The 18864-nt window shown below is 72.5% G+C and carries 15 protein-coding genes and 1 tRNA gene; 6 read left to right on the forward strand and 10 right to left on the reverse strand.

Annotation, left to right across the window (positions count from 1 at the left end; translation table 11 throughout):
* Nucleotide 1: 1 nt before the first annotated feature.
* The 4 genes from mshC to RM704_RS08005 form a co-directional block, all read right to left on the reverse strand.
* Nucleotides 2-1231: a cysteine--1-D-myo-inosityl 2-amino-2-deoxy-alpha-D-glucopyranoside ligase gene (gene mshC / locus RM704_RS07990; protein ID WP_033531641.1), complete on the reverse strand. Its 1230-nt coding sequence runs from the start codon at nucleotides 1229-1231 to the stop codon at nucleotides 2-4.
* Between the two features lie 191 nt (nucleotides 1232-1422).
* On the reverse strand, nucleotides 1423-2280 hold the full coding sequence (locus RM704_RS07995; RefSeq protein WP_078937455.1) for an SCO1664 family protein: 858 nt from the start codon (nucleotides 2278-2280) through the stop codon (nucleotides 1423-1425).
* On the reverse strand, nucleotides 2244-2834 hold the full coding sequence (locus RM704_RS08000; RefSeq protein ID WP_033531640.1) for a DUF3090 domain-containing protein: 591 nt from the start codon (nucleotides 2832-2834) through the stop codon (nucleotides 2244-2246). The genes RM704_RS07995 and RM704_RS08000 overlap by 37 nt, the downstream gene beginning before the upstream one ends.
* A gap of 96 nt (nucleotides 2835-2930) precedes the next feature.
* A complete protein-coding gene (locus tag RM704_RS08005) occupies nucleotides 2931-3617 on the reverse strand; it encodes a histidine phosphatase family protein (RefSeq protein ID WP_033531639.1) in 687 nt (228 codons plus the stop codon).
* Between the two features lie 73 nt (nucleotides 3618-3690).
* On the opposite strand from RM704_RS08005, the gene corA reads away from it, so the two are divergent.
* Nucleotides 3691-4686, forward strand: a complete 996-nt coding sequence (gene corA, locus RM704_RS08010) for a magnesium/cobalt transporter CorA (protein WP_033531638.1) — start codon at nucleotides 3691-3693, stop codon at nucleotides 4684-4686.
* A gap of 105 nt (nucleotides 4687-4791) precedes the next feature.
* On the opposite strand, the gene RM704_RS08015 is transcribed toward corA, so the two are convergent.
* Together RM704_RS08015 and RM704_RS08020 are read right to left on the reverse strand one after the other, a co-directional pair.
* Nucleotides 4792-5580, reverse strand: a complete 789-nt coding sequence (locus RM704_RS08015; protein WP_033531637.1) for a hypothetical protein — start codon at nucleotides 5578-5580, stop codon at nucleotides 4792-4794.
* A 300-nt stretch (nucleotides 5581-5880) separates the two neighbouring features.
* Nucleotides 5881-6936, reverse strand: a complete 1056-nt coding sequence (locus tag RM704_RS08020; RefSeq protein ID WP_033531636.1) for an LLM class F420-dependent oxidoreductase — start codon at nucleotides 6934-6936, stop codon at nucleotides 5881-5883.
* Nucleotides 6937-7087: 151 nt separating this feature from the next.
* Between RM704_RS08020 and RM704_RS08025 the strand changes: the two genes are divergently transcribed.
* A complete protein-coding gene (locus tag RM704_RS08025; RefSeq protein WP_033531738.1) occupies nucleotides 7088-8071 on the forward strand; it encodes an aldo/keto reductase in 984 nt (327 codons plus the stop codon).
* On the forward strand, nucleotides 8068-10401 hold the full coding sequence (locus RM704_RS08030; RefSeq protein ID WP_033531635.1) for a helix-hairpin-helix domain-containing protein: 2334 nt from the start codon (nucleotides 8068-8070) through the stop codon (nucleotides 10399-10401). The genes RM704_RS08025 and RM704_RS08030 overlap by 4 nt, the downstream gene beginning before the upstream one ends.
* 166 nt (nucleotides 10402-10567) lie before the next feature.
* Here the strand turns inward: RM704_RS08030 and RM704_RS08035 are convergent, their stop codons facing one another.
* Nucleotides 10568-11257, reverse strand: a complete 690-nt coding sequence (locus RM704_RS08035) for a hypothetical protein (protein WP_033531634.1) — start codon at nucleotides 11255-11257, stop codon at nucleotides 10568-10570.
* A 48-nt stretch (nucleotides 11258-11305) separates the two neighbouring features.
* On the opposite strand from RM704_RS08035, the gene RM704_RS08040 reads away from it, so the two are divergent.
* On the forward strand, nucleotides 11306-11494 hold the full coding sequence (locus RM704_RS08040) for a DUF5703 family protein (protein ID WP_005485166.1): 189 nt from the start codon (nucleotides 11306-11308) through the stop codon (nucleotides 11492-11494).
* Between the two features lie 70 nt (nucleotides 11495-11564).
* Here the strand turns inward: RM704_RS08040 and RM704_RS08045 are convergent, their stop codons facing one another.
* The 3 genes from RM704_RS08045 to RM704_RS08055 all read right to left on the reverse strand — a co-directional run bounded on the left by RM704_RS08045 (nucleotide 11565) and on the right by RM704_RS08055 (nucleotide 14359).
* Nucleotides 11565-12533: a chaplin gene (locus tag RM704_RS08045; RefSeq protein WP_033531633.1), complete on the reverse strand. Its 969-nt coding sequence runs from the start codon at nucleotides 12531-12533 to the stop codon at nucleotides 11565-11567.
* Between the two features lie 133 nt (nucleotides 12534-12666).
* Nucleotides 12667-12900: a chaplin ChpH gene (gene chpH / locus RM704_RS08050; protein ID WP_033531632.1), complete on the reverse strand. Its 234-nt coding sequence runs from the start codon at nucleotides 12898-12900 to the stop codon at nucleotides 12667-12669.
* Nucleotides 12901-13033: 133 nt separating this feature from the next.
* Nucleotides 13034-14359 (reverse strand): M20/M25/M40 family metallo-hydrolase, encoded by a 1326-nt coding sequence (locus RM704_RS08055; protein ID WP_033531631.1) that lies wholly within the window; start codon nucleotides 14357-14359, stop codon nucleotides 13034-13036.
* A gap of 199 nt (nucleotides 14360-14558) precedes the next feature.
* Here RM704_RS08055 and RM704_RS08060 point away from each other — a divergent pair.
* A tRNA-Leu gene (locus RM704_RS08060) sits at nucleotides 14559-14643 on the forward strand.
* Nucleotides 14644-14924: 281 nt separating this feature from the next.
* Nucleotides 14925-18800, forward strand: a complete 3876-nt coding sequence (locus RM704_RS08065; RefSeq protein WP_033531630.1) for a Pls/PosA family non-ribosomal peptide synthetase — start codon at nucleotides 14925-14927, stop codon at nucleotides 18798-18800.
* Nucleotides 18801-18864: the final 64 nt, after the last annotated feature.

Genomic DNA, 18864 nt, shown 5'->3' on the forward strand with positions numbered 1-18864 from the left:
TTCACAGGGCCACGCCGAGAAGCGCGTCCACGGCACGCGACACCACGCCGGGCGCGCCCTCGTCCGTGCCGCCCCGCTCCTGCTGGAGGGCGGCCCAGCGGTCGACGGCGGCGAGCGCGGTGGGCGCGTCCAGGTCGTTCGCGAGGGCCTCGCGGATCTCCTCGACCAGGGCCTCGGCGGGCGGTCCGTCGGGCCGTGAGACGGCGGCGCGCCACCGGTCGAGACGGGCCACGGCGTCCTGGAGCACCTGGTCGGTCCACTCCCAGTCGGCGCGGTAGTGGTGGGCCAGGAGTGCGAGCCGTATCGCGGCCGGGTCGACCCCGTCGCGGCGCAGCCGGGAGACGAAGACGAGGTTGCCCTTGGACTTCGACATCTTCTCGCCGTGCAGCGCGACCATGCCGGCGTGGACGTACGCCTTGGCCATGGGGAACTCGCCGGTCAGCGCCTGCGCGTGCGAGGCGCCCATCTCGTGGTGCGGGAAGGCGAGGTCGGAGCCGCCGCCCTGGACGTCGAAGCCCATGCCGAGGTGGTCGAGGGCGATGGCGACGCACTCGATGTGCCAGCCGGGCCGGCCGCGGCCGAGGGAGCCGCCGTCCCAACTGGGCTCGCCCTCACGCGCGGCCATCCAGAGCATCGGGTCGAGGGGGTTCTTCTTGCCGGTCCGGTCCGGGTCGCCGCCGCGCTCGGCGGAGAGCAGCCGCATCGTGGCGGCGTCGAGGCGCGAGACCTTGCCGAAGTCGGGGTCGGACTCGACGGAGAAGTAGATGTCCCCTTCGAGTTCGTACGCGGCGCCGGAGTCACGGAGCCGCTCGACGAGCGGAACGATGCCGGGGATGGCCTCGACCGCGCCGATGTAGTGGCGGGGCGGGAGCATCCGCAGGGCGGTCATGTCCTCGCGGAAGAGGGCGGTCTCCTTCTCGGCGAGGGCCACCCAGTCGATGGCGTCGCGCTCGGCCCGCTCCAGCAGGGGGTCGTCGACGTCCGTCACGTTCTGGACGTAGTGAACCTGCCGCTTGGTGTCGAGCCACACGCGCTGAACGAGGTCGAACGCGTTGTAGGTCGCCGCGTGACCGATGTGGGTCGCGTCGTAGGGGGTGATACCGCAGACGTAGATACGGGCGACGGGACCGGGGTCAAGGGTGATGAGCCCATCGGTCGCGGTGTCGTGGATCCGAAGGTCGCGGCCCTTGCCGGGCAGGGCGGGGACCTCAGAAGCGGGCCAGGCATGCATGCCACGAGCCTAACCCGATCGCCGCGCCACTATGCCGGGCACCTGGGCACTCGGGGGTACGCCCTGTCGCGCGAGTGTCGTCGTCTCTCCGCGGGCGGTCGTGCCGCTGGGGCGGCACGGGTGGGCGCGGCGGCGCCTCGTGACCGCCGAGCAGCGACAACTCCGGCGTTCCGCACCGGCGAGGGGTGCCCTCAGACCGGGGGCCAGGGGATCGCCGGCCACTCCCCGCTCGGCTCCGGGTGCCGTCCGCTCTTCAACAGCGCGGCGACCCGCTCCCGCGTGGCGTCGAGTTCGGCCGGTGTGATCAACGCGACGAGCTTCCCTGCCAGGGCGCCGCCCTCGGCGAGCGCGTCCCGCAGCCGCTCCAGGACACCCACGGCCTCGCTCGTGAGCGGCTCCCCCGCCCAGCCCCACAGCAGCGTCCGCAGCTTGTTCTCGACGTTGAAGGTCACCCCGTGGTCGATGCCGTAGAGCCGCCCCTCGGCGGCGGGCAGGAGGTGCCCGCCCTTGCGGTCGGCGTTGTTGACGACCGCGTCGAGGACGGCGAGCCGCCGCAGCCGCTGGTCGTCGGCGTGCACGAGGAGCGCGGTCTCGCCGTCCCCGACCGCCGCGAAGCCGACGGCCTTCCAGCCCTCCCCGGCCTCCTCACCCTCGACGAGGGCCAGCAGCTCGGACCCGGGCGCGCCCTCGATCCACAGCTGGCACATGCCCTGCCCGTACGGCCCGTCCCGCAGCACGGTGGGTGGGACGAGCCCCCAGCCGGTCGCCTCGGACACCTCGTACGCGGCGACCTCCCGCTGTGCGAGCGTCCCGTCGGGGAAGTCCCACAGGGGCCGCTCGCCGGTGACGGGCTTGTAGACGCAGGCGGCCTCCCGGCCCTCGTGCGAGACCGTGCAGTACAGCACCGCGTTGGACGCCTCCCGCACCTGCCCGCGCACGGTCAGCTCGCCCTCGGCCAGCAGCCTGACCGACGGATCGACCAGCGGGGTGGGCGACGGCTCGGCGGAGGAGGTCACTCCCCGCGCCGGTATCCATTCTGGCGCGGACATACGTGTCCTTCCGGGTCGAGCGGCAGACTGCACAGCGGGCACGGCGGACGTCCCGCGTTGACGACGTCGAGAGCCCGCTTGGCGAAGGCCCGGGCCTGGGTGCCGGTGAGGCGGACGCGGAGCATCGGCGGGCCGTTCTCCTCGTCCTGGAGCATCCGCTCCTCCGCCTCGGCCAGGTCCTCCTCGGAGTCGGCGTCCAGCTCGACCAGGGCCTGGGCCTCGACGATCATCCGCTCCTCGTCGCCGTCCCAGGCCAGCGCCATGGTGCCGACCCGGAACTCCTCCTCGACGGGGGTCTCCAGCGGTGCCGTGTCCGACACCTCGGTGGGGGCCACGGCCGGCACCGCGGCGCTGCCGCCGCTGCGCCGCACGACCTCGTCCAGCAGTTCGTCCATGCGCTCGGCGAGCGCGGCGACCTGGGTCTTCTCCAGGGCTACGCTGGTGACGCGCTGCCCGGAGGAGGCCTGCAGGAAGAAGGTACGGCGCCCGGGCAGCCCGACCGTACCGGCCACGAAGCGGTCCGGGGGGTCGTAGAGGAACACCTGACGGGACACGTCCTGTCTCCATTGGAATCGACGTCGGGACCGGCCGCGTCGGCTGCTGAGGGGTTCAGCGCCGCCGCGACCGCTTCACCCTACTGCGGTTGACGATCACGGTGCTCCCGCACCGCCCCCCACGGTCGCGTCACCGTTCGGGGGCTCCTCGCGCGGCGCCAGGGACGACAGGTCCCCGGTGTCGCCGAGACGGACGAGAAACGGCCTGAGCCGGGTGTAACGGATCGCGGTGATGGAACACGGTTCGACAGAGATCCGCTGGAAGAGGTCCAGATGAAGTCCGAGTGCGTCCGCGACGAGCGACTTGATGATGTCGCCGTGCGAGCACATCAGGTACACGGCGTCGGCACCGTGGTCACGCTCCACGCGCGCGTTCCACTCACGGACCGCCTCCGCGGCCCGGTGCTGCATGGTCCGCATCGACTCACCGCCGGGGAACGCGGCGGCCGTCGGATGCGCCTGGACCACCTCCATCAGCGGCTCGTCGTTCAACTCGGCGAGCTTGCGGCCGGACCAGTCGCCGTAGTCGCACTCGCCGATGCGCTCGTCGGTGTGCGGGACGAGTCCGGGCCGGGTGTCGAGCAGCGGCCGGATCGTCTCCTGACAGCGCTGGAGCGGGCTGGTGACGACCTCGGCGATCGGCAGTCCGGCGAGGCGGCCGGGCAGCGCCGCGGCCTGCGCGGCACCTCGCTCGTCGAGCGCGACCCCGGGTGTCCACCCGGCGAGCACGCCCTCGGTGTTGGCGGTGGAACGTCCGTGCCGGACAAGGATCAACGTGGGCATGCGCCCCAGCCTAGACGCCCGTCCGACGCACTCCCCCGGCCCTGTGGACAAGGCCCAGTGAAAGGAACTCCCCGTGATCGTCGACTGCGCCGTCTACCAGGACGGGCACCGCACCGAGGGCCCCGACGACCTCTCGGACGCACTGGCCGCCGCCCGTGCCTCGGGCGGCTTCGTGTGGATCGGCCTGCATGAGCCGTCGGAGAAGGAGTTCGCCCTGGTCACCGAGGAGTTCGCGCTGCATCCGCTGGCCGTGGAGGACGCCCTGAAGGCCCACCAGCGGCCCAAGCTGGAGGTGTACGACGACTCGCTGTTCATGGTTCTCAAGCCGGTCGTGTACGAGCCGTCCAGTGACACCGTGACCAGCGGCGAGGTGATGGTCTTCCTCGGCCACGCCTTCGTCGTCACCGTCCGCCACGGCGAGGGCTCGCCCCTGGGCGTCGTACGCCGTCGCCTGGAGCAGGAGCCCGAACTGCTCGGCAAGGGACCCACGTCCGTGCTGTACGCGATCACGGACGCCACCGTCGACCACTACCTGGAGGTGGCGACCGAGCTCCAGACCGACCTGGAGGAACTGGAGGCGGAGGTCTTCTCGCCCGACGTCGGCGGCTCGCGGAACACGGCGTCCCGGATCTACACCTTCAAACGCCAGGTCCTGGAGTTCCGCCGGGCCACCGGCCCCCTCGCCGCACCGCTCACCCGGCTCTCGGGCACCGGCACCGGCACCCTCGCGGTGCCGTTCGTCGAGGAGAGTGCCCAGCCCTTCTTCCGTGACGTCAACGACCACCTCACCCGCGTCAACGAGTCCGTCGAGGGTCTGGACCGACTGGTCTCCGACATCCTCTCCGCGCATCTCGCGCAGATGAGCGTCCGCCAGAACGACGACATGCGGAAGATCTCCGCCTGGGCTGCCATGGCCGCGATCCCGACCATGGCCGCCGGTGTCTACGGCATGAACTTCGAGCACATGCCCGAACTGCGCTGGGTGTGGTCGTACCCGGCGCTGATGGCGCTGATGGTCATGACGGAGGTGCTGGTGTACCGGCTCTTCAAGCGCCGCGGCTGGCTGTAGCCACCGCCACCGCCACCGCCCGCCCCGTGCCCCTGTCCCTCGTGCCGTACGCGCGCGTGGGCGGAGGACGACGCCCCACGCGCGCGTACGGGTGCGCGAAGGTGCTCAGGCGAACTCGGGGGCCGCGGTCGCCGGTCCGCCCAGGGCGTCGCGGCGTTCCGGCATCCTCAGGGTCACCATGCGGCGCCAGCCGACGACCCGTTCGTACGCGTACATGGCGTGGATGCCCGCGGCGAGGACGACCGCCTTCGCCTTCGGCCAGCCCAGGACCCGCCCCATGTGGTCCATGACGGCCAGGCTGACGTCCCGGTAGACGGTGATCTCCGCGAGGGCGCACTCGCGCAGGGTCCGCTGGATGAGGCGACCGTGTCCGGCGGCCGCGTAGCGCAGCAGCTCCTCGTGGGTGTAGGCGAGGTGGTTGTCCTCGTCGTCGGAGATCATCCGGACGGCCTTGCCGATCTCGGGATGGTCCGCGAAGTGCTTGCGGAGCATCACCATCTGGTCGGCGGCGCGCTGTTCGGTGACCCGGCTGTGGGACAGGTAGACGATGATGTCCCGCAGCGTGAGGGCCTGGTCGGCCTTGAGCTTCTCGTGGGCGAGACCGATGCCTCGGCGTTCGAGGAGCATGGTGTAGTCGGTCTCGGGCGGGACCTCCACCGGGCGCAGGCCGCGCTTCTTCATGAGGGCGTTGAAGATCCGCCCGTGTTTGTCCTCGTCGGCACCGTGGCGGGTGATCTTCGGTGCGAGCGCACGCTCGCTCTGCGGGACGAGCGCGGCGATGCGCGCGTTCTCCCAGCCGCCCTGTGTCTCGCCACTGGCGGCGATCGAACAGAACAGTCGGAACGACTCGTCGTTGTCGACGATCTCCTGGAACAGACTCTTGGCCGAAAGCATCTGAGGCACCTCTCTGCAGGGGTCCTGGCAGGGGTCCTGCAGAAAACGAGTCAAATGGGGTACCAGGAGCCGGGCAACAGCTGTGTCGGACAAATCCGCCGAACGGAGGATGCCGGGGCGGCGCGAACGCGTAACCGGGCGGGTCGCGCCGCGTTGTGCTGTGTGACGGCCGTGGCGGGGAAGACCCCCGAGCCCCCACCACGGCCGCGGAACTTCCCCACCCGCCCGTCCCGCCGACACCAGCCGATACCGACCGATAATGTTCGGTATCGGCATTCGTCGGCCGCTGCGCCGTTCGGGTTACGCGAGCCCAGCCAGCTCCATGGCCTCGGTGCCCGCCCTGAGCGAGGCGATCCGCTCGTCCAGGGTGAAGCCCGCCGGGGCGAGCGTGAGGGTGGTGACCCCGGCCTCGGCGTAGGCCTTCATCCGGTCGGCGATGCGCTCGACGGAGCCGAGCAGCGTCGTCTGGTCGATCAGCTCGTGCGGAATGGCCGCCGCGGCTCCGGCCTTGTCACCGGCCAGGTACTTGTCCTGGATCTCGGCGGCCTCCTTCTCGTACCCCATGCGCTGGGCGAGCTGGTTGTAGAAGTTCTGCTTGCGGCTGCCCATGCCGCCGACGTACAGCGCGGTGTACGGGCGGAAGGTGTCGGCGAGCGTCGTCACGTCCTTGTCGTCACCGACGGCGAGGGGCAGGGTCGGGCAGACGTCGAAGCCTTCGAGGGTCTTGCCGGCCTTCTCCCGTCCCGCCCGCAGGTACTTGATCGCCGTGTCCTCCAGGTGCGCGGCCGAGGGGAAGATCAGCAGGGCGCCGTCGGCGATCTCGCCGGTCTGCTCCAGGTTCTTCGGGCCGATCGCGGCGATGTACAGCGGGATGTGCTCGCGCGTGGGGTGCACGGTCAGCTTCAGCGGCTTGCCGGGTCCGCCGGGCAGCGGCAGCGTCCAGTGCTCGCCGTCGTGCGACAGGCGCTCACGGGTCATGGCCTTGCGGACGATCTCCACGTACTCGCGGGTGCGGGCGAGCGGCTTGTCGAACTTCACCCCGTACCAGCCCTCCGAGACCTGCGGTCCGGAGACGCCGAGGCCGAGCCGGAAGCGGCCGCCCGAGAGCGAGTCCAGCGTCGCGGCGGTCATCGCGGTCATCGCGGGCTGGCGGGCCGGAATCTGGAAGATGGCCGAACCCACGTCGATGCGGTCGGTCTTGGCGGCCACCCAGCTGAGCACGGTGGCGGCGTCCGAGCCGTAGGCCTCCGCCGCCCAGCACACCGCGTATCCCAGCCGGTCGGCCTCCTGGGCGACGGCCAGGTTGTCCCCGTCCATGCCGGCGCCCCAGTAGCCGAGGTTGATCCCGAGCTTCATATAGACCAGCCTTCCCCTTACCGATCAGTAACGTCCTTGTCCCGCCGACCCTACCCCCGCGCTCCGCCGAGCTCCCCCCACGGTGCGATGGAGCGTTTCCGTTGTCCACAGGCCCCCACGTGACGGACCGTGGCCAGTAATGTCGGCGTCCATGGAGCAGAGGCATCTCGGCCGTACCGGCCTGCGCGTGTCCCGGATCGGGCTCGGCACCCTGACGTGGGGCCGCGACACGGACGAGCATGACGCCGCGGACATGTTGAAGCTGTTCTGGGAGGCGGGCGGCACCCTCGTGGACACGGCGGACGTGTACGGGGACGGCGAAGCCGAGTACCTGCTCGGGCAGTTGATGGACGGGCTGGTGCCCCGCCGCGACCTGGTCATCTCCACGAAGGCCGGCAGCGTCCCGGACCCGGACCGCCGCTTCGACGGCTCCCGGGGCCATCTGCTCGCCGCCCTGGACGCCTCCCTCGCCCGCCTCGGCACGGACTACGTCGACCTCTGGCACATCCACGCCTACGACCCCCAGACGCCGCTCGACGAAACCCTCCAGGCCCTCGACCTGGCCGTCAGCAGCGGCCGGGCCCGGTACGCCGGGGTCTCCAACTTCTGCGGCTGGCAGCTCGCGAAGGCGGCCACCTGGCAGCTCGCGGCCCCCGGTATACGCACGCGCCTGGCCAGTACGCAGCTGGAGTACTCCCTGCTGCAACGCGGCGTCGAGCGCGAGGTGCTGCCCGCCGCGCTGGACCTGGGCATCGGTCTGCTCCCTTCGTCACCGCTGGGGCGCGGGGTGCTGACCGCCAAGTACCGCCACATCACGCCCCCCGACTCCCGGGGCGGCTCCGAGCACATGGCGCCGTTCGTCGCGCCCTACCTCGACGAGACGGCGACCAGCATCGTGGAGGCGGTGCAGACCGCCGCGGACGGTCTCGCGGTGACCCCGCTCCAGGTGGCCCTCGCCTGGGTGCGCGACCGGCCCGGCGTGGCCGCGCCCATCGTCGGCGCGCGCAACGCCCTGCAGCTCACGGGGGCATTGTCAGTGGAGACCCTTAGTCTTCCTGACGAGATCTGCCGGGCTCTCGACGACGTGTCGGCGCCCGTGCACCGCTATCCCGATCACGACTGGAGCACGCTGTGAGCACGGAGCCCGCGACCACGGGGACGGACGAGCCGGGAGGCCGGGGCGACACGCCGCCCTCCGACGCGCCCGACGACGCAGCCGCCGGGGGCGCTCCGGAGGGCTCCGCCGGTGCCGCAGGTGCCGCCGAAAGCGATCCGGAGCCGGGCGAGGGGGAAGCGGAGGAAGGGACTGGGGACGGCGGGCCGGCCGAGGCCGACCGTGCCGACCGTGCCGACGCCGCCGACGCCGCCGAAACAGCGTCCGAAGTCTCCGCGGCCCAGGCCGAGTTGACGGCTCAGCGGTTGGAGCGGGAGCGGATCGAGCGGCGCAAGGCGGAGAAGAAGGCGCCGATCACGAGCGGGGCCAAGCTCAGCGGGACGGCCGCCGATCTCCTGGCCGCCGTACGGGCCGTGGAGGGCGGCCGGAAACCCACGGCCACCGCCTTCGACGAGCCGGAGCCCAAGCCGCGTCGGCCCGCGCAGGAGCCGGTGCGGCGACCGGAGCCCATGGCACCCCAGGCCGGTGGGGCGGCTCCCTCCGGCGAGACGGTCGAGGCGGTGCGCGCGGTGCTGGCCGAGGGCGGTGCTCCCGAGGCGCTGGTGCCCCAGGTCGCCGAGGCGCTCGGCGCGGGCGCGGGCACCCGACTGCGGGAGGACCCCTGGCAACTGCTGCGCGTTCCCGGCGTACGACCCGAGCAGGCGGACGGGTTCGCGCGGGCCCTGCTCGGCGCGGAGTGCGGCCCCGACGACGAGCGGCGGGGCCGGGCGATCACCGTATGGCTGCTGGAGCAGGCCGCCCTGGCCGGACACACGGCGCTGGAGGCTCCGGCCCTGGTCACCGCGCTCGGTCTGCGGTCCGTCCCCGACCCCGACGAGGCCGTCCAGAGCACCGTGGCCGAGGGCGAGGCCCTGGTCTTCCAGGACGCGCTGGACGACGCACCGTCCGCGCCCCGGTCCGCACCGGCCCCCGCGCCGACCGCCGCGGACACCGGCTCCGACGCCGACGGCGAGAGCGAGGGGGACGAGGCGGAGGAGGAACGCCCGGTCCGCGTCCTCATCGGCCTGGAGCGTTACGCCCTCGCCGAGGAGAGCCTCGCCGACGGACTGGCCCGCGTCATGAACTCCCTGCCCAAGGAGGATGCGACCGACTGGGCCTCGGCAGCGGCGTCGGCACCGCGTTCCGCCGGGGAGCTGATCCGCGCCGTCGCCGGACACGGGCTCGTGCTGCACACCGGCGGCGAGGCGGCCCGCGCGGAACCGGCGGCGCTCGTCACGGCAGCCCGGCAGCTCGGACTGCGCGCGTACGCGGCGACGCACAGCGCGGACGGCAGGCGCCACTTCGCCTCACAGCCGGCCTCCGCCGACGGGCGCGACACCGCCGGGGGGGACGACACCGCCGTGACGACCCTCGCCGGGCTGCTGTCCGGCGCCGAGGGACCCGGCCGTGACGTGGACGGCGCGCTCGACCTGGACCTTCTCGTGGTGCTGGACGCGCCCCAGTTGGACGTCGAGACCGCCGCGCTGCTCGCCGAGTCGCTGCCCGACGGGGCCCGGCTGGTGCTCAGCGGCGACCCGGGGGTGCTGTGGTCCGCCGGGCCGGGCCGGGTCTTCGCCGACCTGCTCGCCGCCCGGGCCTGCCCGCAGGTGGCCTCGCGGACGCCCGACCCCGGGCCGATCGGAGAATTGGTCTCGGGCATCGGGATCGGCGAGCTGAACCAGGTCGAGGCCCCCGGCAAGGAGGTCGTGATCGTGCCGGTGCGGGACGCCGGTGAGGCGGTGCACCGGACCGCGCAGCTCGTCGTGGACTCGGTACCGAGGGCGTTCGGGATCCCGTCGGAGCAGGTGCAGGTGATCACCCCCGGTCATGGGGGCGCCGCCGGTACACGGGCGCTGAACGCCGCGCTCAAGGAGCGGCTGAACCCCGGTCCGGGCCGTTTCGGCGGCTTCGACCCGGGCGACCGCGTGGCCCACTCCCCCGCGCCGGGCCGTACGACCCCGGGCCGCGTGGTGAAGGCCGATGCCGAGGGGCTGCACCTGGAGTGCGCGGGCGTGGCCGTCGTCGTACCGAAGGAGCGGGTCGAGCAGACCGTGCGGCACGGGTGGGCGCTGACCGCGCACCAGGCCGTGGGGCACCGGTGGCCGGCCGCGGTGGTGGTGCTGCCGGGTGACGCGGCGCAGGCCCTCACGCGCCCCTGGGTCTACACGGCCTTCGGCCGAGCCGAGCGGCACCTGTCCGTCGTGCACGGGGTGGAGCAGGCCCTGCCCCGCGCGGTCGCCGAGATCCCGCAGAAGCCACGCACGACACGGCTGCCGGCGTTGCTCAAGGCGCAGGTGCCGTCGGCCGATTGACGGTGCCGTGGGAGCCGGGACGAGCGGGGGCCGAACGCGCGCCCCTTGGGGCGGCCCGCAGGGCCGTCCGCCAGGGGCGCGGGGAACTGCGCCCGCGCCCACCGACAACCTGCGGCGGCCCGGCCACGGACGCCCCGAGCCGAGCGGCGCCCGTGGATCCGGACCCCTACCGGTCCACGTCCAGCGGTTCGAGATCTTCGTCCTCGTCCAGCTCCGCGTCCGGCGCGAGGTCGTCGTCCAGGTCGTCGTCGTCCGGTTCGTCGTCGAAGACCGCGCTGACGTCGAAGCGGCAGACGACCCGGTGCGCGTCGATCCCCTCGAACGGCGCCTCCAGCCACTCCCCGGGCTCGGCGGTGTCGTCCGCGGCGGTCACCCAGAGCGTGGAGTCGCCCTCCTCCAGGCCGAACTCCTTGTGCCGGGAGGCGATCTCGTCCGGTTCGAACTCCCCGAACAGCACGCCGAGGGCGCCGAGCACCGTGCTCGCCGCCCCTTCGGAGACGGTCGGCTCCTCGGCCGCCTCCACCCGCTGCGCCTGTGCCAGCAGCCGCTGTGGCTCGCCCACCGTGTAGTCCCGGCGGATCAGCACACTGAGCGCCCCCGGTTCCTCGGGGCCGATGTACGGCGGCCTGTCCTCGGTGCCGGGGATCTCGAAGGGAGTGACCTCGTCATAGCGGTCGTAGAGCAGTTCGTCGTACTCCTCGGCGGCCGCGGCAAGCTCGTTGAACGCCTCGTAGACGGCCGGGTCGTCCTCCCCCGACCGGCGTTCGACCGCGGCCAGGTGGCGGTCGAGCGCGGTCTTGACCGCCTCGGCGGCGGCGCGTACCTCGGCAGCGGTGGGCTGCGCAGCATCAGACATAGTGCAGACGCTATCCGTACCGGGCCCCAGCCCGCACAATAGATACCGATGCCGGAATACGAATTTGTCGACGTGTACGTACCGCGCGGGGTCTCCCGCAAGGACGCCACACGCCTGCTGACGGACCATGCCGAGTACGGACACTGGGAGTTGGACCGACTGAGCCTGCTGCGTGACGGCAGCCGCAGGGTGCGGTTGCGCCGACGGATCATCCGCCAGGTGCGCGCCACATGGTGAGTGGGCGGAACGAAACGGAGTGGGCCCCGCTGGTGCGGGGCCCGCTCCGTTCGGTGGACGCCGCCGCCGGTTACAGCGCGGCGGCCCGTGCCTTGCGGTAGATCAGGGCGCCCCCGATCAGTGCGCCCGCGCCCACCGGAAGCATCAGACCCAGAGGCAGGTCGCCGCCGGTCTGGGCGAGCTGCGCGGCGCCGTCGGACTGGGTGACGGTCTGCGTACCCGGGGTGTTGGTGTCACCGCCGGGGACCTCGCCACCGGGCCCGCCCGGTCCGCCCGGCTGACCGGGCTTGGTCGGCGCCTGCGGGGACGCCTCCTCGGAGTCGCCCGGCGGGTTCTGCGTGCCGCCGCCCGGGTTCTCGTGCGCCCCTCCGCCGCCCGAGTTCCCGCAGTCGTCGTCCGCGACCCCGTTGCCGACACCGACCACGCTGACGCTGTTGCCGCACACGTTGACCGGCACATGGACCGGAACCTGGATGTGGTTTCCGGAGGCCACACCCGGCGAGTCACCGGTGTGACCGCCGGCGTGGGAGCCGCCGCCGTACGACGGACCGTGGCCGTCGTCGCCGTAACCGCCGCCGCCCGAGCCGTTCGAGCAGTCGTTGCCCACGGCGGTGTTGCCGACGCCGACCACGTTGACGCTGTTGCCGCACACGTTGACCGGCGCGTTCACCGGGGCCTGCACGACGTTGCCGGAGGCCACGCCCGGCGAGTCACTGGCGTGCCCCCGGGCCTGGGAACCACCGTGCGAGGAACCGTGGCCCTGGTCGCCGTGGCCGCCGTGCGCGTGCTTGCCGCCTCCGCCGTTGGAACACTTGTTGCCGGCCGCCGGGTTGAGCAGCCCGACCACGTTCACCGTGTTGCCGCAGACGTTGACCTCGGCCTCCACCGGCGCCTGCACGGTGTTGCCGGAGAGCACGCCCGGCGAGTGGGTGGCGGAGCCCTGCGCGCCGGAGTCGGCGTGCGCCATGCCTCCGGCCGCGGCGAAGACTCCGGACGCGGCCGCCACCGTCATGAGGCCTTTGCGGGTGACCTGTCGCATTGCTGAATTACCTGCCTTAAGCCCTATGTTGTGATCTTGTACACCTTGTCGGGAGACCGAACGGCCCCGGAGTGCATGGCGCGCACTCCGGGGCCGACGGTTTATTCAGACCCTCACCGGGTGAGGCACAACGTCACTTGTTGATGCAGGTGTTGCCGAAGGCGGGGTTCAGCAGCCCGATCACCGAGATCGTGTTGCCGCACACGTTCACGGGGACGTGAACCGGCACCTGGACGACGTTGCCGGACGCGACACCCGGGGAGCCGACGGCGGCACCCTGGGCCCCGGCGTCGGCGACGGCCAGACCCGCGCCCGCGAGAACCAGACCACCAGTGGCTGCCGCAGCGGCGACGACCTTCTTGAGCATTATTCCTCCTTGTTGGCAAAGCGACTCCAAGTAGCGAGTCGCATCACCTGTAACGAGGAGGGAGTAATGGAGCTACGAGCTTATGGTCGGATTCACCCTTCACGGTCGATCTTCGTACGGGCGGCCGATTAAGTCAGGACGCGTCGATGAAGCGGTCGAGGACGCGCACGCCGAACTTCAGGCCCTCCACCGGCACCCTCTCGTCGACCCCGTGGAACATGCCCGCGAAGTCCAGCTCCGGCGGCAGCTTGAGCGGCGCGAAGCCGAAGCCCCGGATGCCGAGGTCGTCGAAGGACTTGGCGTCCGTACCGCCGGAGAGCATGTACGGGACCGCCTTCGCGGCCGGGTCCTCGGCGAGCAGCGCGGACTGCATGGCGTCCACGATCGCTCCGTCGAAGGAGGTCTCCAGCGCCTTGTCGGAGTGCACGTCCTCGCGCCGCACCTTGGGGCCGAGGATCTTGTCGAGGTCGGCGAGGAACTCCTCCTCGAACCCGGGCAGGAACCGTCCGTCGACATGCGCGGTGGCCTCGCCCGGGATGACGTTGACCTTGTAACCGGCGCCGAGCTGGGTGGGGTTGGCGGTGTTCCGCAGCGTCGCGCCGATGAGCTTGGCGATTCCGCCCAGCTTGGCGAGGGTGCCCTCCATGTCCTCCGGGTCGAGGTCGGTGCCGAGCGCGTCGCCGAGTTCGTCGAGGAAGGCGCGGGTGGTCTTGGTGACCCGCACCGGGAACTGGTGGCGACCGAGGCGCGCGACGGCCTCCGACAGCTCGGTGATGGCGTTGTCGCGGTGGATCATCGAGCCGTGGCCCGCCGTTCCGGCCACGGTCAGCTTCATCCAGTGCATGCCCTTCTCGGCCGTCTGGATCAGATAGAGCCGCCGCTGCTCGCTGACCGTGAACGAGAACCCGCCGACCTCGCTGATCGCCTCGGTGACGCCCTCGAAGAGATCGGCGTGGTTCTTGACGAGGTGCTTCGCCCCGTACGTGCCGCCGGCCTCCTCGTCCGCGAGGAAGGCGAGCACGATGTCGCGCGGGGGCCTGCGGCCGCTGCGCAGCCGGTCGCGGACGACCGCCAGCGTCATGGCGTCCATGTCCTTCATGTCGACCGCGCCCCGGCCCCACACACAGCCGTCCGCGACCTCGCCGGAGAACGGGTGGTGGGTCCAGTCCGCCGCGTTGGCCGGGACGACGTCGGTGTGGCCGTGGATGAGCAGCGCGGGCCGGGAGGGGTCCTCGCCCTCGATCCGGGCCACCGTGGAGGCGCGGCCCGGGTGCGACTCGAAGATCTGCGGTTCCAGCCCCACCTCGGCGAGCTTCTCGGCGACGTACTCGGCGGCCCTGCGCTCACCCGGGCCCGAGTGGTCGCCGAAGTTGCTGGTGTCGATCCGGATCAGTTCACTGCAGAGGTCGACGACCTCGTCCTCACCGGTCACGCGCCTGCCCGTGTCCGTCTCACTCACGCTGGTTCCTCCCGCTGTCGCTGCTGGTGGTTCCCCCTCATCCTCCTCCTGCCCCACGGCCCGTCCCAAGACCGGGACCGGCCCGTCACACGCCGTTCACGCGCGGCCGCCCCCGGGACGGGGTGTGATCGGGGGCCATCGAAAGCCTGGTAATGTTTCCTCCGTCGCCGCGAGGGAAACCCCGCACGACAGACACCTTGTCCGGGTGGCGGAATGGCAGACGCGCTAGCTTGAGGTGCTAGTGCCCTTTATCGGGCGTGGGGGTTCAAGTCCCCCCTCGGACACACTGTGGCGAAGGCCGCGACCCTCGGGTCGCGGCCTTCGGCGTTGTCGGCGGCCAAATGTGGGACATATCTCTACCTGTTCGAGAAACCGCAGGTCAGAGCCGTCCGGCTGCCCCCTGCGGGCCGTCCTGCGGATGCCCCCGCTTGGCCGTCACGACAGGCCGTAGTCACCCGAGCACTAGAGTATGGGGCTTGTTCGGCACCGGTACGGAAATATCCCCAGGCAGACCTGCGGCCCTCCGGCGCCCCCGGATGGTCCGGGTTCGAGAGGCGAGGATCCGATGGCCGCCGTGTACGAGAGTCCCGACCTGACGCTGCTCGACGGAGAGTTGGCCCAGGAGGTCGGGCCGTTCGGCGGGGCGGCGCGTTTCTCGGCCGGGCCCGCGGCCTCCCCCCGCACGCTCGTCGACGTCTTCGAGGCGTCCGTGCGGTCGTACCCGGACGAGCCCGCGCTGGACGACGGGAAGCGGCGGCTGACCTACCGGGCGCTGGCCGTCGAGGTGGAGAACCTGCGGCGACGACTGGGCGCCGCCGGGGTCGGGCTCGGGGACCGGGTCGGGGTGCGGGTGCCGTCCGGCACCAACGAGCTGTACGTCGCCGTGCTCGCGGTGCTGGCCGCCGGGGCCGCCTATGTGCCGGTCGACGCCGAGGACCCCGACGAGCGGGCCGAGCTGGTGTTCGGGGAGGCGGAGGTACGGGCGGTCGTCGGGGCCGGGCACGAACTGACGGTGAACGGCGCGTCGGACGTCCCCGCCGCGCGGCCCGGGGTCGAGCACGACGCGTGGATCATCTTCACCTCCGGGTCGACGGGCAAGCCCAAGGGCGTGGCCGTCAGCCACCGCAGTGCCGCCGCGTTCGTGGACGCCGAGGCGGCGCTGTTCCTGACCGAGGAGCCGATCGGGCCCGGGGACCGGGTGATGGCCGGGCTGTCCGTGGCCTTCGACGCCTCCTGCGAGGAGATGTGGCTGGCCTGGCGGTACGGGGCCTGCCTGGTGCCGGTGCCGCGCTCGCAGGTCAGGAGCGGCGCCGATCTGGGGCCCTGGCTGGTCGAGCAGGAGATCACGGTCGTCTCCACCGTGCCGACGCTGGCCGCGCTCTGGGAGCCCGAGACCCTGAGCGACGTACGGCTGCTGATCTTCGGCGGTGAGGCCTGCCCGCCGGAGCTGGTGCAGCGACTGGTGACGGAGGGCCGCGAGGTCTGGAACACCTACGGGCCGACCGAGGCCACCGTCGTCGCCTGCGCCTCGCTGATGTCCGGCGAGGAGCCGATCCGGATCGGGCTGCCGCTCGACGGCTGGGAGCTGGCCGTCGTGGACGAGGCCGGGGAGCCCGTGCCGATGGGCGGCAGCGGCCAACTGGTGATCGGCGGGGTGGGGCTCGCGCGGTATCTCGACGCCGAGAAGGACGCGGAGAAGTACGCGCCGTTGGAGTCGCTGGGCTGGGACCGCGCCTACCGCAGCGGCGACCTGGTGAAGGCCGAGCCCGAGGGGCTGGTCTTCCTCGGGCGGGCCGACGAGCAGATCAAGCTCGGCGGCCGGCGGATCGAGCTGGGCGAGGTCGACGCCGCGCTGCAGGCACTGCCCGGCGTCGCGGGCGCCGCGGCGGCCGTACGGACCGCGCGGAGCGGGAACCAGCTGCTCGTCGGATACGTGGTCACCCAGGAGGGCTGGGACCACGCGGCGGCCGTGCAGAGGCTGCGGGCCGAGCTTCCGGCCGCGTTGGTGCCGCTGCTGGCGCCGGTGGCGGAGCTGCCGACCCGGACGTCCGGGAAGGTCGACCGGAACGCCCTGCCCTGGCCGCTCGCGGACCTGGAGAGCGCCGGTCCGGCCGAGGAGTTGTACGGGACCGAGGCGTGGCTCGCCGAGCAGTGGGCCGAGGTGCTGGGGATCCCGGTCGGCGGCGCGGGCGACGACTTCTTCGCGATCGGCGGGGGGAGTCTGGCCGCCGCGCAGCTGACGACGCGGCTGCGGACCCGGTATCCGAACGTCGCGGTGGTGGATGTCTACCAGCGGCCCACGCTGAGGAAGCTGGCCCGGTATCTGGAGGAGTCCGGCGGAGAGGACGGTGCCCGGCGGGCCGTGGCGCCCGTGCCGGTGCGGTCGCGCCTGGTCCAGCTCGCGCTGCTGGTTCCGTTGTTCAGCCTGCTCGGTCTGCGGTGGGTCGTCCCGCTGGCGGCGCTCGGGAATCTGCTCGGCTCGTACGCCTGGCTGCCGGCCGCGCCCTGGTGGGCCGTGGCGGTCGGGGCGCTGCTGTTCTTCACCCCGCCGGGGCGGCTGGCGATCGCGGCGGGCGGGGCGCGGCTGCTGCTGCGCGGTGTCGGGCCGGGCCGGTACACGCGCGGCGGGAGCGTGCATCTGCGGCTGTGGACGGCCGAGCGGCTGGCCGAGTTCAGCGGGGCGACCTCGCTGACCGGGGTCTGGCTGGAACGGTACGCGCGTGCCCTGGGCGCCAAGGTCGGAGCGGATGTCGATCTGCACGCGCTGCCGCCGGTGACCGGGATGCTCAAGCTCGGGCGGGGCGCGGCCGTGGAGTCCGAGGTGGACCTGTCCGGACACTGGCTCGACGGGGACCGGCTGGAGATCGGCCCGGTCAAGGTGGGCGCCGGTGCGGTCGTCGGGACGCGGAGCATGCTGCTGCCGGGGGCCAGGGTCGGCAAGCGGGCCGAGGTGGCGCCCGGGTCGGCCGTGGTCGGACAGGTTCCCACCGGGCAGCGCTGGGCGGGGGCGCCCGCCGTCAAGCTGGGCAAGGCGAAGCGGAACTGGCCCGAGGAGCGCCCGCGGCGGGGCCTGTTCTGGCGGGCGTCGTACGGCGTCACCGGAGCCGGGCTGACCGCGTTGCCGGTGCTCGCCGGGGTCGCCGCGCTGGCCGTGCTGACCCCGTTCGTGGATCCGCGGGCGGGGATCGGCGGTGCCCTGCGGGGCGCGGCACTCGGCCTGGTGCCCGCCACGCTCGCGTTCGGGGCGGCGTACGCGCTGCTCCTGCTGATCGCCGTGCGGCTGCTGAGCCTCGGGCTGCGGGAGGGTACGCATCCCACGCACAGCCGCGTCGGCTGGCAGGCGTGGACGGTCACCCAGCTGATGGACCGGTCGCGGCAGACGCTGTTCCCGCTGTACGCGGGGCTGGTCACGCCGGTGTGGCTGCGGCTGCTCGGGATGCGGATCGGCCGGGGCGCGGAGGTGTCGACGGTGCTGGCGCTGCCCAGTCTGACGACGGTCGGGGAGGGGGCGTTCCTCGCGGACGACACCCTGACCGCGCCGTACGAGCTCGGCGGGGGCTGGATGCGAATCGGGCGGGCGGAGATCGGGCGGAGGGCGTTCCTGGGGAACTCCGGGATGACCGCGCCGGGGCGTTCCGTGCCCGACGGCGGTCTGGTGGGGGTGCTGTCGGCGACGCCTAAGAAGGCGAAGAAGGGCGGCTCGTATCTGGGGCTGCCGCCCGTCAGGTTGCCCCGGGCGGCGGCGGGCGGCGACCAGAGCCTGACGTACGAGCCCCCGGCCCGGCTGCTGTGGGCGCGGGCGCTGGTCGAGCTGTGCCGGATCGTGCCGGTGTTCTGCTCCGCCGGGCTCGCGCTGCTGACGGTGGCGGCGCTGAGTGCGCTGGGCGGCTGGGCGTGGCTGTGGGGCGGCGTCGTGCTGCTCGGGGCGGGCGTGCTGGCGGGTCTGGTGTCCGTCGTCGCGAAGTGGCTGCTCGTGGGGCGGCACCGCAGCGGGGAGCATCCGCTGTGGAGCGGCTTCGTGTGGCGCAACGAGCTGGCGGACACCTTCGTGGAGGTGCTGGCGGTGCCGTGGCTGGCCGGGGCGGTGCCCGGTACGCCGGTGCTCAACGTGTGGCTGCGCGGGCTGGGCGCGCGGATCGGCAAGGGGGTATGGGTGGAGAGCTACTGGCTGCCCGAGACCGACCTCGTGACGCTGGGCGACGGGGCCACGGTGAACCGGGGATGTGTCCTGCAGACCCACCTCTTCCACGACCGGATCTTGCGGACGGATACTGTGGAGCTCCGTGAGGGTGCCACCCTGGGCCCGGGCGGAATCGTCCTGCCCGGCAGCGTGGTCGGGGCCCGCACCACGCTGGGTCCGGCGTCGCTGGTCATGGCCGCGGAGTCCGTTCCCGACGACACCCGGTGGCTGGGCAACCCGATCGAGTCATGGCGCCGCTGAACGCGGCTCGTGCGGCTTCGGGCGACCCGGGGGACGATGGACGTCGTACGAGAGCGGAGCGGGG

The organism is Streptomyces gottesmaniae (genome assembly GCF_031845845.1).
GTDB lineage: Bacteria > Actinomycetota > Actinomycetes > Streptomycetales > Streptomycetaceae > Streptomyces > Streptomyces akebiae.